Source organism: Massilia sp. Mn16-1_5 (genome assembly GCF_004798585.1).
GTDB lineage: Bacteria > Pseudomonadota > Gammaproteobacteria > Burkholderiales > Burkholderiaceae_D > Telluria.
The window spans coordinates 40,494-55,788 of sequence record NZ_PPXQ01000002.1; the positions used below are offsets into that span (position 1 = coordinate 40,494).

At 64.1% G+C, this 15,295-nt stretch carries 18 protein-coding genes; 13 read left to right on the forward strand and 5 right to left on the reverse strand.

Annotation, left to right across the window (positions count from 1 at the left end; genetic code table 11):
• Window positions 1–104: 104 nt before the first annotated feature.
• Entirely contained in the window at window positions 105–1,370 is a 1,266-nt protein-coding gene (locus tag C2862_RS02190) for a dienelactone hydrolase family protein (protein ID WP_168709986.1), read from the reverse strand.
• A 344-nt stretch (window positions 1,371–1,714) separates the two neighbouring features.
• On the opposite strand from C2862_RS02190, the gene C2862_RS02195 reads away from it, so the two are divergent.
• From C2862_RS02195 to C2862_RS02205, 3 genes are all read left to right on the forward strand, one after another.
• Entirely contained in the window at window positions 1,715–2,278 is a 564-nt protein-coding gene (locus tag C2862_RS02195) for an NADPH-dependent FMN reductase (RefSeq protein ID WP_136218487.1), read from the forward strand.
• 37 nt (window positions 2,279–2,315) lie between these two features.
• Complete coding sequence (locus tag C2862_RS02200; RefSeq protein WP_136218488.1) at window positions 2,316–2,939, forward strand: tRNA-uridine aminocarboxypropyltransferase; 624 nt, start codon at window positions 2,316–2,318, stop codon at window positions 2,937–2,939.
• A 62-nt stretch (window positions 2,940–3,001) separates the two neighbouring features.
• Window positions 3,002–4,174 (forward strand): PA0069 family radical SAM protein, encoded by a 1,173-nt coding sequence (locus tag C2862_RS02205; protein WP_373888244.1) that lies wholly within the window; start codon window positions 3,002–3,004, stop codon window positions 4,172–4,174.
• 232 nt (window positions 4,175–4,406) lie between these two features.
• On the opposite strand, the gene C2862_RS02210 is transcribed toward C2862_RS02205, so the two are convergent.
• The 3 genes from C2862_RS02210 to C2862_RS02220 all read right to left on the reverse strand — a co-directional run bounded on the left by C2862_RS02210 (window position 4,407) and on the right by C2862_RS02220 (window position 6,296).
• A complete protein-coding gene (locus tag C2862_RS02210; RefSeq protein ID WP_136218489.1) occupies window positions 4,407–4,655 on the reverse strand; it encodes a hypothetical protein in 249 nt (82 codons plus the stop codon).
• A 66-nt stretch (window positions 4,656–4,721) separates the two neighbouring features.
• Window positions 4,722–5,291: a gamma-glutamylcyclotransferase gene (locus C2862_RS02215; RefSeq protein WP_136218490.1), complete on the reverse strand. Its 570-nt coding sequence runs from the start codon at window positions 5,289–5,291 to the stop codon at window positions 4,722–4,724.
• Between the two features lie 84 nt (window positions 5,292–5,375).
• On the reverse strand, window positions 5,376–6,296 hold the full coding sequence (locus C2862_RS02220; protein ID WP_136218491.1) for a LysR family transcriptional regulator: 921 nt from the start codon (window positions 6,294–6,296) through the stop codon (window positions 5,376–5,378).
• 99 nt (window positions 6,297–6,395) lie between these two features.
• Here C2862_RS02220 and C2862_RS02225 point away from each other — a divergent pair, with 99 nt between their 5' ends.
• The gene (locus C2862_RS02225) at window positions 6,396–7,421 is read left to right on the forward strand and encodes a fumarylacetoacetate hydrolase family protein (protein WP_136218492.1); all 1,026 of its coding nucleotides are present in this window, start codon (window positions 6,396–6,398) and stop codon (window positions 7,419–7,421) included.
• Window positions 7,418–8,062, forward strand: a complete 645-nt coding sequence (gene maiA / locus C2862_RS02230) for a maleylacetoacetate isomerase (RefSeq protein WP_136218493.1) — start codon at window positions 7,418–7,420, stop codon at window positions 8,060–8,062. The genes C2862_RS02225 and maiA overlap by 4 nt, the downstream gene beginning before the upstream one ends.
• A 6-nt stretch (window positions 8,063–8,068) precedes the next feature.
• Here the strand turns inward: maiA and C2862_RS02235 are convergent, their stop codons facing one another.
• Window positions 8,069–8,515, reverse strand: coding sequence for a CBS domain-containing protein (locus C2862_RS02235; RefSeq protein WP_168709987.1), 447 nt, complete (start codon window positions 8,513–8,515; stop codon window positions 8,069–8,071).
• 143 nt (window positions 8,516–8,658) lie between these two features.
• Between C2862_RS02235 and C2862_RS02240 the strand changes: the two genes are divergently transcribed.
• From C2862_RS02240 to fdx, 8 genes are all read left to right on the forward strand, one after another.
• Window positions 8,659–9,429 (forward strand): uracil-DNA glycosylase, encoded by a 771-nt coding sequence (locus C2862_RS02240; protein WP_136218494.1) that lies wholly within the window; start codon window positions 8,659–8,661, stop codon window positions 9,427–9,429.
• 345 nt (window positions 9,430–9,774) lie between these two features.
• Window positions 9,775–10,269 (forward strand): Fe-S cluster assembly transcriptional regulator IscR, encoded by a 495-nt coding sequence (gene iscR / locus C2862_RS02245; protein WP_136218495.1) that lies wholly within the window; start codon window positions 9,775–9,777, stop codon window positions 10,267–10,269.
• A gap of 13 nt (window positions 10,270–10,282) precedes the next feature.
• Entirely contained in the window at window positions 10,283–11,539 is a 1,257-nt protein-coding gene (locus tag C2862_RS02250; RefSeq protein ID WP_136218496.1) for an IscS subfamily cysteine desulfurase, read from the forward strand.
• A 27-nt stretch (window positions 11,540–11,566) separates the two neighbouring features.
• Window positions 11,567–11,953, forward strand: a complete 387-nt coding sequence (gene iscU, locus C2862_RS02255) for a Fe-S cluster assembly scaffold IscU (protein ID WP_056333406.1) — start codon at window positions 11,567–11,569, stop codon at window positions 11,951–11,953.
• A 29-nt stretch (window positions 11,954–11,982) separates the two neighbouring features.
• The gene (gene iscA, locus C2862_RS02260; RefSeq protein ID WP_056333409.1) at window positions 11,983–12,306 is read left to right on the forward strand and encodes an iron-sulfur cluster assembly protein IscA; all 324 of its coding nucleotides are present in this window, start codon (window positions 11,983–11,985) and stop codon (window positions 12,304–12,306) included.
• 7 nt (window positions 12,307–12,313) lie between these two features.
• Window positions 12,314–12,829 carry a Fe-S protein assembly co-chaperone HscB gene (gene hscB / locus C2862_RS02265; protein WP_136218497.1) on the forward strand — a complete coding sequence of 172 codons (516 nt, stop codon included), beginning with the start codon at window positions 12,314–12,316 and terminating at the stop codon, window positions 12,827–12,829.
• Window positions 12,830–12,957: 128 nt separating this feature from the next.
• Window positions 12,958–14,847 (forward strand): Fe-S protein assembly chaperone HscA, encoded by a 1,890-nt coding sequence (gene hscA / locus C2862_RS02270; protein ID WP_136218498.1) that lies wholly within the window; start codon window positions 12,958–12,960, stop codon window positions 14,845–14,847.
• A 98-nt stretch (window positions 14,848–14,945) separates the two neighbouring features.
• Complete coding sequence (gene fdx, locus C2862_RS02275; protein WP_136218499.1) at window positions 14,946–15,287, forward strand: ISC system 2Fe-2S type ferredoxin; 342 nt, start codon at window positions 14,946–14,948, stop codon at window positions 15,285–15,287.
• The last annotated feature ends 8 nt before the right edge of the window (window positions 15,288–15,295 follow it).

Below are 15,295 nucleotides of genomic sequence, written 5' to 3' on the forward strand. Positions count from 1 at the left end.
TTGTGGGAGGGTGGGAAAGGCTGAGGTTTGCGCCAGATCGAGCGGGCGCGAGAACGAGGCTAGCGGCGCAACAGGAGCGTGCGCCGCCGGCTTGACGATATGAATCAGTTTGCTGCCGGAACCGGCTTGGCCACGGGAACCGTACTGCCCACCGCACCCGGCGCATTCGCGTCGGCCGGTGCCGCGATCGAGGCCGTCATGCTGGCCTTCTCGGCGGCGTCGACGCGCTCGCCGTTCCACACCACGTAGTCGTCGATCGAATACAGCTTGCAAGGCTCGGTGCTCTTGGCCGAGCAGGTGGCCAGGGCGCGCGCTTCCGGCGACTCGCCTTCCTCGGCCCAGGTCCAGGCGCCCGATGGCGAAACGGCAAAGGCGCGCGGCGTCATCTTGGTCAGATAGTCGGCGTAGGCGCGGCGTCCGTTTTCCGAGAGGAAGGGCACGGCCTCGATGTCCTCGACCTTGGCGAACTCGGTGCGCGCCGGCATCGGCGGCGCCGGCACGTCGTACAGTACTTCGGTCGGCATGCCGACGCCCTTCAGGAACTGCATGGTGTCGTTCAGCCAGATCTTCTCGCCGTCGCGGCTGGCGAGCATGCCGTGGGCGTCGCGCTTGAACGAAGGGAATTCGATCAGGCGCGCCTTGCCGCCGGCCTGGGCAAAGGCTTCGTGCAGGCGGTTGGCCAGGTCCGGGCCGAACAGCGAATCGTTCTCGCCATACATCCACAGGCTCGGCACCTTGCTGTTGGCGCCGTATTCGGCGAAGGCCGACACCAGCGCCGAACGCCAGGCGCAGCGGTCGCTGTCGTCGCGCAGGCCGCCCGCGAAATTGATCAGGCCGCGCACGCCGGGCAGCTGCTGGGTGCCGAGCGCCATCGTCGCCAGGCCGCCGTAGGACTGGCCGGCCACCACGATATGGTCCTTGTCGATCCAGGACTGGGCGCGCGCATACTCGAGCGTCGAACGGATGTCTTCGGCCTGCAGGTAGCCGTTGGCCGTCATGTTGCAGCCGCGGTCGCGGTAGCGTCCGGTCGAATTGGCGAAGCCCTGGCGCATCGGCACCATCACGGCGTAGCCGCGCTTCACGAAGGCGGTCGCCATGTGATAGAAGCGGTCGCGCGGCTGGGCGCTCGGGCTGCCCGGGTCCTTGCCGTGGTTGATCACCAGCAGCGGGAACGGACCGGGACCGTTCGGGCGGAACACGGTCGTCTCCAGCATCGCGCGGTTCTCGAGCCCGGCCGGCACCTGCACGATCTGTTCGTTCATGCGGTAGTCGAGCGCGAGTTCCCCCTCGATGGCGATGCCCGGCAACATGGCCAGGCTGGCGATCAAGGCGGCGGTAATCTTGCGGACAGCGGGAGAAACTTTGAACATGGGCGACTCTGAAATGCCTGCCGGTGCGACAGAATTGCTTGCGGGAATAAATTGATTCTAGGCACCTAGAAACGCGAGGGCAATATCCGTTTGGGCAATTCCAGAGTTAAATTTTCGTGTGTGGTAAAGATGCTTAGATACATCAACAATGAAAGCCGCCCCTGTTGCGCTTATGGCCTCGAAAAGCGTGATTGAACGGGAAAGATTGCCGCTTTGATAGCGGTAAAATCGACGAGGGCTTGTCAACTTGTTTATGAGTGACTTGGCGGCAAGGCGGCGCGGCCCGCCAGGCACTTTCACTAGAATGGTTGCGGCAGTTCCCAACCAATCGCGAGGAGAACGACATGGTGAAAGTGGCGGTAATCGTGGGCAGTACCCGTCCAGGACGCAAGGCACTCGACGTGGCACGCTGGGTGATGGAGACGGCGGGCAAGCGCAGCGATGCGCAGTTCGAACTGGTCGATATCCAGGATTTCAACTTGCCCCTGCTTGACGAGCCGGTGCCACCCTCGATGGGCCAGTACTCGAAGCCGCACACGATCGCCTGGGCCGAGAAAATTGCGCAGTACGACGGCTTCGTTTTCGTCACGCCCGAGTACAACCACGGCACCTCGGGCGCGCTGAAGAACGCCATCGACTTCCTTTATAAAGAGTGGAACAACAAGGCGGCGGGCTTCGTCGGCTACGGCAGCGCGGGCGGGGCGCGCGCAATCGAGAGCCTGCGCCTGGTGATGGGCGAACTGATGGTGGCCGACGTGCGCGCCCAGGTGATGCTGTCGCTGTTTACCGACTTCGAGAATTTCGCGACCTTCAAGCCGGCCGCGCACCACACGGGATCGGTGAACGCCATGCTCGACCAGGTGGTGGCCTGGAGCGGGGCGCTGGCGCCGCTGCGCAAGGGCGCCTAGCGTTACAATCGGCGCCTGTTTCTTTTTGCATGCGCCGATGTCTTCTCTGATTTCCTCCCGCCGCGCCAGCTGCGCGGTCTGCCTGCGCGCGCAGTCGGCCTGTATCTGCGCCTGGGTGCGGCCGGTCGCCGTGGCGCCCGCCTTGCTGATCCTGCAACACCCGCTGGAGGTGGCGAATGCGAAGAACAGCGCGCGCCTGCTGCATCTGTGCGTGGCCGGCAGCACGCTGGCGGTCGGCGAGCAGTTCGAGCCGTTCGAGCTCGATGCGCTGCTACATGCCGACGGGTGCACGCCTGTGCTGTTGTATCCCGAGACGCCAGGCGTGGCCGCGGCCGGGACGGCAGAGCTGCCGCCGGCGGACCAACTGCGCCTGGTCGTGCTCGACGCCACCTGGCGCAAGAGCCGCAAGATGCTGCACCTGAACCCGGCACTGCAAGCACTGCCGCGCCTGGCGCTCTCCAGCATGCCGGCATCGAACTACCGCATCCGCAAGGCGCATGCGCCGGACCAGCTGTCGAGCCTGGAAGCTGGCGCCTACGCGCTGGGCCAGCTCGGCGCGGACATGGCTGTGGTCGCGCCGCTATTCGATGCCTTTGACGGTTTTGTGCAACAGCAGGCCGATTTCGTGCCGGCTGACCGCGCACGTACACGGCACGCTTGAGTTCACAGAGATAGCGGCGTACCATACTGTATAAACATACAGTACGAGGTGCCCAAGTGGAACTGCGCGAAAGAACAATTGACCGTGAATACAGTGCCGAGCAGCCCATCGTGGCCGCGCGTCCGCTCGTGGCGGCACGCGGGCGCGGCGCCGTGTCGAACATCCAGGGCCGTTATGAAGTCAACGGCCGCGAAGGCTTCGACGACGGCTGGGAAGCCGGCATCGCCATCGAGGGCGCACCGCGCTTCAAGACCCAGGTCACGGACGAGATCGCCAAGAGCATCCTGTCGCGCAATGCCTCGCCCGACATTCCCTTCAAGGTTTCGCTGAATCCGTATCGAGGCTGCGAGCACGGCTGTATCTATTGTTTTGCGCGGCCGACGCACAGCTATCTCGGCCTGTCGCCCGGACTCGATTTCGAGACCCAGCTGTTTGCCAAGGTCAACGCGGCCGAGCTGCTGCGGCGCGAGCTGGCCAAGCCCGGGTATCAACCCGAACACATCGCCATCGGCGTGAATACCGACGCTTATCAACCGTGCGAGCGCGACAAGCGCCTGACGCGCCAGGTGCTCGAGGTGCTAAGCGAGTGCAATCACCCGGTCGGCATGATCACCAAGTCCTCGCTGATCGAGCGCGACATCGACCTGCTGGCGCCGATGGCGGCCAAGGGCCTGGCCTGCGCCGCGATCACGCTCACCACGCTCGACTCGGAAATCTCGCGCACGCTGGAACCGCGCGCGGCCGCCCCGGCGCGGCGCCTGCGCACCATTCGCACGCTCACCGAGGCCGGCATCCCGGTCAGCGTCAGCGTGGCGCCGATCATTCCTTTCGTGACCGAACCGGAAATCGAGCGCATCCTGGAAGCGGCGCGCGATGCTGGCGCCGTCAGCGCGCACTACACGGTGCTGCGGCTGCCCTTCGAGGTCAATCCGCTATTCCAGGAATGGCTCGAAACCCATTTCCCCGAGCGTGCCCAGCGCGTGATGAACCGCGTGCGCGAGATGCGCGGCGGTAAGGATTACGACAGCGACTGGGGCAAGCGCATGAGCGGCGAGGGCGTCTGGGCCGATTTGATCCGCCAGCGTTTTACCAAGACCGTCGAACGCATGGGGCTGGGCAAGCTGAGCAACCGCTTTTCGCGGCTCGACACCTCGCAGTTCCGGCGGCCGCTGGTGGTGCCGGCGGCGGCCGGGAAGGCGAGTGGGAAGGGCGCGGGGCAGCTGGATTTGTTCTAAGGGCGAACCGGCGCGAGGAGGGACGCAACTCCGTGCACGATCTGCGGGTCCAAGGGTGTGCATACAGGAGAACGCCATGCCGAACAAACCCCAGACACCCGCACCGCGCCCACCAAATGGTCCGAGCACGACCGGCAAACCCTCCGGCAAGGGACGAGGAAACAACCCTCCCGGTCAGGGTGGTCCGCGCAAGCGCAGGCGGTGAGCCTGCAGGCATGCCTGTGGAGCGCGACTATTGGCCCAGACAGATGATCTTGGTGGCGTATTCTTTCGCGTTGCTCTTCTTGCTCGCCGCCCAGGCGATGACTTCCTCGGCCTCGGCCACCGTCATGACCGTGGCTTTGTCCTTGTTCTTGATGAAGGAGACGCCTTCGAACTTGCCTTCCTTGCTACGCATGACCTTGGCGAACACGGGCGGCTTGGTGCCGCCGTCGGCAAGCTTGTTTTGTTGAACGAGGTAACGCTGGTCCTTGGTTTCCATGGGCTTCGATCAAAAATGAATGCAGGCTGCATTGTACGGCCTGCCGGCCTCACGTCCCGGAAGCACTCAGTTGCCGGCCAGTTCCACGAGGTGCCGTTCGATCTCGAACACGTGGGCGTCATCCTTGCCCAGCGCGCGCAGGGCTCTGGCCAATTCCAGCAGGTATTCGCTGTTCGGTCCGCTCGGACCAGCCGCAGTGGCGATCTGTTGTGCGATCTCGTACTCAGTCGCAGGGCCGAGAAAGGCCGCGTTCTCGTGGGTCGCGATGTACACCAGGCCCTCTGCGCTACCACCCCCGTCGAAGGCGATGTCGATCGCCAGGCGCAGGTAGCCATTCTTCTCGCGGTGGTCGAGGTGGGCGAATTCCTCGGGCGTGACCAGGTAGGCCATGCCGTGGCAGACGGCGCCTTCGTCCGGCACCAGGGTGACGACCCGGCCCGGCGCGGTCTCGGTGCCGCGGTGGTCGTGCGAACCCTGCCAGAAACGCCGCGTCCAGCCCTTGATGCTGGCCGGGCGCCGTTCGAGATAGGGAAAGTCGGCCTTGAAGATGAGGGAACCGTAGCCGAACAGCCAGACTTGGTGGTGGCCGTCGAATTTGTCCATGCGCTGGTTGATCGCAATGGTATTGTGGGACATCTGTGCAGCTCCGCCGAAAACAATGGACCTGATTCTAGCCCAGCGCCATCAGCGGCGCAGGCTCAGGGCGCATTGCCTCATGCCTCATGCCTGCTGCGCACGCGCCTCGCTGCGCTTGGCATCCACATAGGGAAACAGGAAATCGATGAAGCTCTGCGCCGCGGGCGACAGCGAACGGCCGGCGCGGGTGTAGACGAAGAAGCGCCGCGTCAGGCGCGGTGCTTCCAGCGGGCGCATGTGCAGTTTATAGAGCTGGACCAGCGGCTCGGCATAGGGCAGGCAGACGGTGATGCCGAGCCCGGCGCTGACCATGGCCAGGGCCGTCGTCATGAAGGTCACCTCGTTCGCCGGTTTCAGGGACACGTCGCGCAGCATCGCCCCCATGTCGGCCTGCAGGCGCTCGGTGAATTGTCCCTGCAGCGAAATGAAAGGATAGCGCGCCAGGTCCTGCCAGGTTACCTGCTCCTGGCTTTCCAGTGCGTGGCCCCGGGGGAAGACCAGCGAGAAGGGCATCTCGAACAGTTCGCGTGTTTCCAGCTGCGGCGCCGGTTCGCGCTCGGGGCCGATGCCGAAATCGGATTCGCCCGAGAGCACGCGTGCGATCACTTGCTCGACCGCGCTGTCGGCCACGCGCACGTCGATGTCCGGATGCCCGGCGCGGTAGGCGGCCACCGCTTCCGGCACCAAGGTGCAGCACATCAATTGCGGCGCGGCGATACGAACGACGCCCTTGCGCAGTTGCGTGTGGTCCGCCACGTACGCCAGCGCACCGTCGAGATCATCGATCATCTGGCTAAATAGCGGGTACAGCTCGCGACCGATGTCCGTCAAGACGATGCGGCGCGTCGAGCGGTCGACCACGCGCGCGCCCAGGGTCTGCTCGAGCTCCTTGATCAGGCCCGATAAAGCCGATTGCGTCACGTGCATGGCCGCTGCCGCTGCCGTGAAATTGCCCGTCTTGGCAAGCGCCACGAAGGCGCGCATCTGGCGCAGGGTCGGATTCATAAGATAGTCTGATAAATCAGGCAGAAAATATTGTTTGTATGATAGTTCAAATTGTTTTTTAATGGCGGCAACTCACTGCACAGAACGAAGGATTTCGCCATGAAACTCGCCACCCTCAAGACCGGCGGCCGCGACGGTACGCTGGTCGTCGTCAGCCGCGACCTGGTCACCTGCCAGGCCGTCCCGAAAATCGCCCGCACCCTGCAGTCCGCCCTCGACGACTGGGACAATGTCGCGCCGCGCCTGCAGGCCGTGTACGACAAGCTCAACCAGGGCAGCGCCGATCAGGCCGAAGCCTTCGTCGAGTTGGATTGCCACTCGCCGCTGCCGCGCGCCTTCCAGTGGGCCGACGGCTCGGCCTACATCAACCACGTCGAGCTGGTGCGCAAGGCGCGCAACGCCGAGGTGCCGGCCTCCTTCTATACCGATCCGCTGATGTACCAGGGCGGCGGCGATTCCTTCATCGGCCCCAACGATCCGATCGCGGTCATGAGCGAGGACTGGGGCGTGGACCTGGAAGCGGAAGTCGCGGTCGTGACCAGCGACGTGGCGATGGGCGCCAGCGTGGAAGAAGCGGCCAAGGCGATCCGCCTGGTCATGCTGGTCAACGACGTGTCCCTGCGCAACCTGATCCCGAACGAACTGGCCAAGGGCTTCGGCTTCTACCAGTCGAAGCCGGCCAGCGCCTTCTCGCCGGTGGCGGTCACGCCTGACGAGCTGGGCGACGCCTGGCTTGACTCCAAACTGCACCTGCCGCTGCTGGTCTCGATCAACCAGGAGCCTTTCGGCAAGCCGAATGCGGGCGAAGACATGACCTTCAGCTTCGCGCAACTGATCGCCCACGCCGCCAGGACGCGCGAACTGTGCGCCGGCAGCATCATCGGCTCGGGCACGGTGTCCAACAAGCAGGGCAACCTGCACGGTTCCAGCATCGCCAACGGCGGCGTCGGCTATTGCTGCCTGGCCGAAGTGCGGATGTACGAAACCATCGAGCACGGCGCCCCTCAAACCCCATTCCTGCGCTTCGGCGACAGCGTGCGCATCGAAATGCTGGACGCCGACGGCGCCAGCATCTTCGGCGCCATCGATCACGAGGTGTCGCATTACCACGGGAGGAAAGAATGAAGCTTTATACGTATTTCCGTAGCTCCGCGGCCTACCGCGTGCGCATTGCCCTGAACCTGAAGGGCCTGAGCTATGACGCCATCCCCGTGCACCTGCTCAAGGATGGCGGCCAGCAGCGCCAGGAAGAATACCGCCGCATCAATCCGAGCGGCCTGGTGCCGGCTTTTCAGGACGAGCGCATCACGCTGACCCAGTCGATGGCCATCATCGAATACCTGGAAGAGCGCTTCCCGGCCGTCCCGCTGCTGCCACAGGACGCGCCGGGCCGCGCCAAGGTGCGCGAACTGGCGCAAATCATCGCCTGCGACATTCACCCGCTGAACAACCTGCGCGTGCTGAGGCACCTGGTGCACGAGCTGAAACTCAGCGAAGAGCAGAAGACCGAGTGGGTACGCCACTGGATCCGCGAGGGCCTGGCCGGCCTCGAGACCCACCTGGCGCGCGACCCGGCCGCCGGCCCGTTCTGCCATGGTCCTGCGCCGACGATCGCCGACTGCTTCCTGGTGCCGCAGGTCTTCAATGCGCAGCGCTTCGAGATCGACATGGCCGCCTATCCGAACATCGCGCGCATCAACGAGCAGTGCGTCGAGCTGCCTGCCTTCGCGGCGGCGCATCCGTCGAAACAGCCGGACGCCGAGTAAGCGTTTTTAATGCCGGGTCGCCGAGCGATCCGGCTCCGACGGCGTCGAGATCTCGTCCAGCGTGCGGTCGACGTCGGCCGAATGCTTGGTCGCCACGTCGCCCAGCGAGACGATGCCGATCACTTTCTGCGAGCCTTCGTCGAGCACGGGGATGCGGCGGATCTGGACGTCGCCCATCTGGCCCAGCACCTCGTCGACGCTCTGGCCTGCCGTGCAGGTGCGCACGTCGGTGCTCATCACGTCGGTAACCCGGGTCGAGACGGGATTCTGGCCGGCGGCCACCGAACGCACGGCGATGTCGCGGTCGGTGATCATGCCGACCAGCTTGTCGCCTTCGAGCACGGGAATGGCGCCCACGTTCAATTCGTCCATCAGTTGCGCGGCGCGCTGCACGCTGTCCTGCGGCGAAATGGTCTGCACGTCGCGGGTCATGATGTCCTGGATGGTTTGCATGACTGGTCTCCTGTTCTGGTTAGCGGGGCGACAAATATGCCTCGATTCCTGAAACCGCTACGCCAGCTTGACGCGCGGCATGCTGGCACCCGCCGTGCATGGGCTGGGCTACAATTCCGCCTCCTTTTCGCTACATCCATGCCATGACCGGATCCCTGATTCCCGAGGCCATGATCGATGCCCTCGATCTTGCCGACGCCTCCTGGCGTCCCCATCTGCTGCGCGGGCTGGAGGCGGTCGCCCGCGCCAATCCCGGCTACCTGCCGGCGCTGGCCGTCGACGACTACCTGCCGACCCAGGGACGCCTGTTCGCCGCTTTTGCCCAGCCGCTGGAGCGCGTTCGTTATGTGCTGGTGGGGGAGGGGCCGTATCCGCGCGCGGAAAGTGCGACCGGGGTCTGCTTCATGGATGGCGCCGTCGGCGAGCTGTGGAGCGAAGCCGGGCTGTCGAAGCCGGTCAACCGGGCGACCTCGCTGCGCAACTTCATGAAAATGCTGCTGGTGGCCGACGGGCAGTTGCAGCTCGAGGATACCGGCGGGGCGGCAATGGCGCCGGTGGCCGCTGCTGCGCGTTCCAACGGAGCGATCCGGACCCTGGCGCAACTGCAGGACAACCTGACGCAGCACGGCTTCCTGCTGCTGAACGCGGCGCTGGTGTTTCGCAAGCACGTCAAGCCGGTGATCGATGCGCGCGCCTGGCTGCCGTTCCTGCAGACGGTGCTGGCGGTGCTGGCCGGGCAGCCGCAACAGCCGACGCTGGTGTTGTGGGGGAAGATTGCGGAGGAGTTGAGGAAGCTCCCGGAGACGGCCATATTGCCGCAGGTGGTGGCGGAGCATCCGTATAACCTGAGCTTTATCGGGCATCAGGGGATGCAGCAATTGTTCGGACCGATGGAATTATTGCGGGCGCGGTGATGCGGAGGTCGCGTATCGACGCGTGGAGTGCGCAGGCGCCACGTCGATGTACGCTCAAGGGTGGAGCACTCCACCCTACGCGCGCGGCAATTCGTAGGGTGGGCGGGGGATTTCAGTCTGGGAGACTGAAATCCCGCCCACGCGGTGATACGCGACGGCTGAGCCCTCGAAAACGCACCGCCAACCCCTAGGCCGTTTTTTGGCCTGCCAAGACAAGCCCCCCGGAATTTGCTATACTTGACTAAATCGTTCAACTAATCCGGTCTTTATGCTTCAGCATCGAAGACCCAGGAAAAGTGAATACGAAATGAACAAGAGCAATATTTTAACATTACCGGGGTTGTGATGCGTCTGACCACCAAAGGCCGTTTTGCTGTCACTGCGATGATCGATCTTGCCCTGCGCCAGGGCACGGGTCCGGTCACGCTGTCGGGCATCAGCCAGCGCCAGGCCATTTCGCTGTCCTACCTGGAGCAGCTGTTCGGCAAGCTGCGCCGCCACGAGATCGTCGAATCGATTCGCGGTCCGGGCGGCGGCTACAGCCTGGCGCGTCCGGCGGACAAGGTGACGGTGGCCGACATCATCATCGCCGTCGACGAGCCGCTCGACGCCACCCAATGCGGCGGCAAGGAAAACTGCCACGGGTCCGACGCCGCCAGCGGCATCCGCTGCATGACGCACGACCTGTGGACCACGCTGAACGCCAAGATGGTCGACTACCTGGACTCGGTCTCCCTGCAAGACCTGGTCGACCAGCAGAAGCAGAAAGAACAAGCCGTCGTGGTAGTGCACCGTACTGCCGCAGCAACCGGGCAAAACGCCGCAAAAATTGAAGCATGACTGGAGTGAACTGATGAACGCGCCTTTGGATAAAAAAATCGAGCAGAGCTTCGTGACTGCACCACATTTCCCGGTCTACATGGACTACTCGGCAACGACGCCGATCGACCCGCGTGTGGCCGACAAGATGATTCCGTTCCTGCGCGAGCAGTTCGGCAATCCGGCCTCGCGCAGCCACATGTACGGCTGGTCGGCCGAGGCGGCCGTCGAAGAGGCGCGTGGCCACGTGGCAGCCCTGGTCGGCGCCGATCCGCGCGAGATCATCTGGACCTCCGGCGCAACCGAGTCGAACAACCTGGCCCTGAAGGGCGCGGCCCAGTTCTACAAGACCAAGGGCAAGCACATCATCACGGTGAAGACCGAGCACAAGGCCGTGCTCGATACCGTGCGCGAACTGGAACGCCAGGGTTTCGAGGCGACCTACCTCGAGCCGCAGGACAATGGCCTGATCACCGTCGAGCAGCTGGAAGCGGCGATCCGTCCGGACACCATCCTGGTCTCGGTCATGCTGGTGAATAACGAAATCGGCGTGATCCAGCCGATCGACGCGATCGGCGAACTGTGCCGCTCGAAGGGCATCATCTTTCACTGCGACGCTGCCCAGGCGACCGGCAAAGTGCACATCGACCTGAACAAGACGAAGTGCGACCTGATGACCTTCACCGCGCACAAGACCTATGGTCCGAAGGGCATCGGCGCCCTGTACGTGCGCCGCAAGCCGCGCGTGCGCCTGGAAGCGCAGATGCACGGCGGCGGCCACGAGCGCGGCCTGCGTTCGGGCACGCTGCCGACCCACCAGATCGCCGGCATGGGCGAAGCCTTCCGCATCGCCAAGGAAGAGATGGATGCCGAGATCGTGCGCATTACGGCATTGCGCGACCGCCTGGCGAAAGGCCTGATGGAGATCGAAGAGGTCTATATCAACGGCGACATGACCAACCGCGTGCCGCACAACCTGAACGTCTCGTTCAACTACGTCGAAGGCGAGTCGCTGATCATGGCGATCAAAGACATCGCCGTGTCGTCGGGTTCGGCCTGCACCTCGGCCTCGCTGGAACCGTCCTACGTGCTGCGCGCCCTGGGCCGCAGCGACGAACTGGCGCACAGCTCGATCCGCTTCACCATCGGCCGCTTCACGACCGAGGAAGACATCGACTTCACGATCGAACTGCTGAAGTCGAAGGTCGGCAAACTGCGCGAACTGTCGCCGCTGTGGGACATGTTCAAGGAAGGGATCGACCTGAATTCGATCCAATGGGCAGCCCACTAATTACTGAAGAATTCAAGGAGTCACACCATGGCATATTCCGATAAAGTCCTCGACCACTACGAGAATCCACGCAACGTCGGCGCCTTCGACAAGGGCGACGAATCGATCGGCACCGGCATGGTCGGCGCACCGGCCTGCGGCGACGTGATGAAGCTGCAGATCAAGGTGAACGAGCAGGGCCTGATCGAAGACGCTAAGTTCAAGACCTACGGCTGCGGTTCGGCAATCGCCTCGAGCTCGCTGGTGACCGAGTGGGTCAAGGGTAAAACCCTGGACCAGGCACTGGCCATCAAGAACACGCAGATCGCCGAAGAACTGGCGCTGCCGCCGGTGAAGATCCACTGCTCGATCCTGGCCGAAGACGCGATCAAGGCCGCCGTCGCCGACTACAAGACCAAGCACGCAACTGCTTAAGTAGAGAACCCAAGCTGGAGAAGAAACGCATGGCAATCACACTGACCGAAAAAGCGGCGAAGCACATCAACCGCTACATCGAGCGTCGCGGCAAGGGCCTCGGGCTGCGTTTCGGCGTGCGCACCACCGGCTGCTCCGGCCTGGCCTACAAGCTGGAGTACGTCGACGAAGCGGCGGCCGAGGACAACGTCTTCGAGTCCCACGGCGTGAAGGTCTTCGTCGACCCGAAAAGCCTGCCCTACATCGACGGCACCGAACTCGATTTCGCCCGTGAGGGACTGAACGAAGGCTTCCGCTTCAACAACCCGAACGTCAAGGACAATTGCGGTTGCGGCGAGAGCTTCCGTATCTAAACCAAAGATGCAGAATCACTTCGAGCTCTTCGGCCTGCCGGCCCGCTTCGACGTCGACCTGGGCGCACTCGATGCGGCCTACCGCGAGGTCCAGGGCCGCGTCCACCCGGACCGCTTCGTCAACGCGACCGGCGCCGAGCAGCGCGTCGCCATGCAGTGGGCCACGCGCGCCAACGAAGCCTACCAAACGCTGAAGCACCCGCAAAAGCGCGCTCAGTACCTGTGCGAACTGAACGGCGTCGACCTGCAGACGGAATCGAACACGGCGATGCCGATGGACTTCCTGATGCAGCAGATGGAGTGGCGCGAAGCCCTGGGCGACGCCCGTGCGGCGAAGGATGCCGACGCGCTCGACGCCCTCGACAAGGACGTGCGCATGGAGCGCAAGGCGCTGCTCGAGCGGGTAGGGAAGCAGCTCGACGCCGGCGATTTCCAGCAAGCCGCCGAAGGCGTGCGCGCCCTGATGTTCCTCGACAAATTCGGCGACGAAGTACAGTACGCCTACGAGTCAGTAGAAGGCTAAAACAGCGTCGGCTTCGAGAGTAGGAACGTAAGGTGGGCGGGTTTCCCGCCCACGCGTCCAACTAGCGTTTGAACACGTAGGGTGGGCGCCCCGTGCCCACCACAAAATAACAACCAGGTAACACGAACATGGCACTTTTGCAGATCTCCGAACCCGGCATGTCCACCGCCCCGCACCAGCACCGCCTGGCGGTCGGCATCGACCTGGGCACCACCAATTCGCTCGTCGCCACCGTGCGCAGCGGGATTCCTGAAGTGCTCAGCGACGAAGACGGCCGTTCCCTGCTGCCATCGGTCGTGCGTTACCTCCCCAACGGCCATGCCCACATCGGCCGCAAGGCGCAAGCCCAGCGCACGACCGACCCGAAGAACACCATCGTCTCCGTGAAGCGCTTCATGGGCCGTGGCTTGAAGGACATCGCCCACGCCGAGAACCTGCCTTACGACTTCGTCGACGGCGAAGGCATGGTGCAAATCCGCACCGTGGCCGGCGTGAAAAGCCCGGTCGAGACCTCGGCCCAGATCCTCGCGACTCTGCGCCAGCTGGCCGAGGATTCGCTCGGCGACGAACTCGTTGGCGCGGTGATTACCGTGCCCGCCTACTTCGACGACGCCCAGCGCCAGGCGACCAAGGACGCGGCCCAGCTGGCCGGCCTGAACGTGCTGCGCCTGCTGTCGGAACCGACCGCCGCGGCGATCGCCTATGGCCTCGACCACGGCTCGGAAGGCGTCTACGCCGTCTATGACCTGGGCGGCGGCACCTTCGACATCTCGATCCTGAAGTTGTCGAAGGGCGTGTTCGAAGTCCTGTCCACCGGCGGCGACTCGGCCCTGGGCGGCGACGACTTCGACCACCGCCTGTTCTGCTGGATCACCGAGCAGGCAAAATTGTCTCCGCTGTCGGAAGAAGACACGGCCACCCTGATGGTCAAGGCGCGCCAGGCCAAGGAACTGCTGTCGACCAATGACGAAACGACGGTCGACGCCGTCCTGAATTCGGGCGAACTGGTGCACGTGAACGTCACCGCGCAGACCTTCGCCGAGATCACGAAGCACTTGGTGGCCAAAACGATGAACGCGATCCGCAAGGCCATGCGCGACGCCAACGTCAGCGTGGAAGACGTGGACGGCGTGGTGATGGTCGGCGGCGCGACGCGCATGCCGCACGTGCGCCGCACCGTCTCCGAGTTCTTCCACACCATCCCGCACGCGAACATCGACCCGGACAAGGTCGTGGCGCTGGGCGCCGCCATCCAGGCGAACCTGCTAGCCGGTAACCGCGCCGCAGGCGACGACTGGCTGCTGCTGGACGTGACACCGCTCTCGCTCGGCATCGAGACCATGGGCGGGCTGGTCGAGAAGATCATCCCGCGTAACTCGACGATTCCCTGCGCCCGTGCCCAGGAATTCACGACGTTTAAAGATGGCCAGACCGCGCTGGCGGTGCACGTGGTGCAGGGCGAGCGCGAGCTGGTGTCGGACTGCCGCTCGCTGGCGCGCTTCGAGCTGCGCGGCATCCCGCCGATGGCTGCCGGCGCGGCACGCATCCGCGTGACCTATCAGGTCGACGCCGACGGCCTGCTGTCGGTCTCGGCGCGCGAGACGCGTTCGGGTGTGGAGGCCTCGATCACGGTGAAGCCGTCCTACGGCCTGGCCGACGACGAAGTGGCGCGTATGCTGCAGGACTCGTACAGCTCGGCGCAGGCCGACATGCAGATGCGCGCGCTGCGCGAAGAGCAGGTCGAGGCCGACCGCATCCTGCTGGCGACGCAGTCGGCGCTGGACAGCGACAGCGAGCTGCTCGAGGCGCTTGAACTGGAAGCGGTCGGCAAGCTGGTGCAGGGCGTGCGCGATGCGATCGCCTACGCGAACGACGCGGCCATCGAACCAGGCACGCGCCAGAACGCGCTGCACGATGCGGTGCAGGCGCTCGCGCACGGCACCGAGGAATTCGCCGCGCGCCGCATGGACAAGAGCGTGCGGCAAGCATTGGCCGGAAAGTCCCTGGACGAAGTGTGATGTTGTAGGGTGGGCATTTATGCCCACGCGGTACGGCGTGTGATCCGTGTTTGTGCCAGCATCAAAGAACAGTATAAATTATTAACGAGGTAACCCAAGTGCCACAAATCGTCATCCTGCCCCACCCGGTCTTCTGCCCCGACGGCGCCGTCCTGGAAGCCCCGGCCGGCAAATCCGTCTGCGACGTCATGCTGGAAAACGACATCGAGATCGAACACGCCTGTGACCGCGTCTGCGCCTGCACCACTTGCCACGTGATCGTGCGCGAAGGCTTCGACTCGCTCAACGACCTGGAAGAGAAAGAAGAAGACATGCTCGACAAGGCCTGGGGCCTGGAGCCGAATTCGCGCCTGTCCTGCCAAGCCATCGTGGCGGAAGAAGACCTCGTGGTCGAAATCCCGAAGTACACGATCAACCACGCAGCCGAGAAGAACCACTAACCGGGAGC

Coding starts and splice junctions, on each gene's coding strand:
- C2862_RS02190 (WP_168709986.1), bottom strand. CDS start 1,370: ATGTTCAAAGTTTCTCCCGCTGTCCGCAAGATTACCGCCGCCTTGATC.
- C2862_RS02195 (WP_136218487.1), top strand. CDS start 1,715: ATGGTGAAAGTGGCGGTAATCGTGGGCAGTACCCGTCCAGGACGCAAG.
- C2862_RS02200 (WP_136218488.1), top strand. CDS start 2,316: ATGTCTTCTCTGATTTCCTCCCGCCGCGCCAGCTGCGCGGTCTGCCTG.
- C2862_RS02210 (WP_136218489.1), bottom strand. CDS start 4,655: ATGGAAACCAAGGACCAGCGTTACCTCGTTCAACAAAACAAGCTTGCC.
- C2862_RS02215 (WP_136218490.1), bottom strand. CDS start 5,291: ATGTCCCACAATACCATTGCGATCAACCAGCGCATGGACAAATTCGAC.
- C2862_RS02220 (WP_136218491.1), bottom strand. CDS start 6,296: ATGAATCCGACCCTGCGCCAGATGCGCGCCTTCGTGGCGCTTGCCAAG.
- C2862_RS02225 (WP_136218492.1), top strand. CDS start 6,396: ATGAAACTCGCCACCCTCAAGACCGGCGGCCGCGACGGTACGCTGGTC.
- maiA (WP_136218493.1), top strand. CDS start 7,418: ATGAAGCTTTATACGTATTTCCGTAGCTCCGCGGCCTACCGCGTGCGC.
- C2862_RS02235 (WP_168709987.1), bottom strand. CDS start 8,515: ATGCAAACCATCCAGGACATCATGACCCGCGACGTGCAGACCATTTCG.
- C2862_RS02240 (WP_136218494.1), top strand. CDS start 8,659: ATGACCGGATCCCTGATTCCCGAGGCCATGATCGATGCCCTCGATCTT.
- iscR (WP_136218495.1), top strand. CDS start 9,775: ATGCGTCTGACCACCAAAGGCCGTTTTGCTGTCACTGCGATGATCGAT.
- C2862_RS02250 (WP_136218496.1), top strand. CDS start 10,283: ATGAACGCGCCTTTGGATAAAAAAATCGAGCAGAGCTTCGTGACTGCA.
- iscU (WP_056333406.1), top strand. CDS start 11,567: ATGGCATATTCCGATAAAGTCCTCGACCACTACGAGAATCCACGCAAC.
- iscA (WP_056333409.1), top strand. CDS start 11,983: ATGGCAATCACACTGACCGAAAAAGCGGCGAAGCACATCAACCGCTAC.
- hscB (WP_136218497.1), top strand. CDS start 12,314: ATGCAGAATCACTTCGAGCTCTTCGGCCTGCCGGCCCGCTTCGACGTC.
- hscA (WP_136218498.1), top strand. CDS start 12,958: ATGGCACTTTTGCAGATCTCCGAACCCGGCATGTCCACCGCCCCGCAC.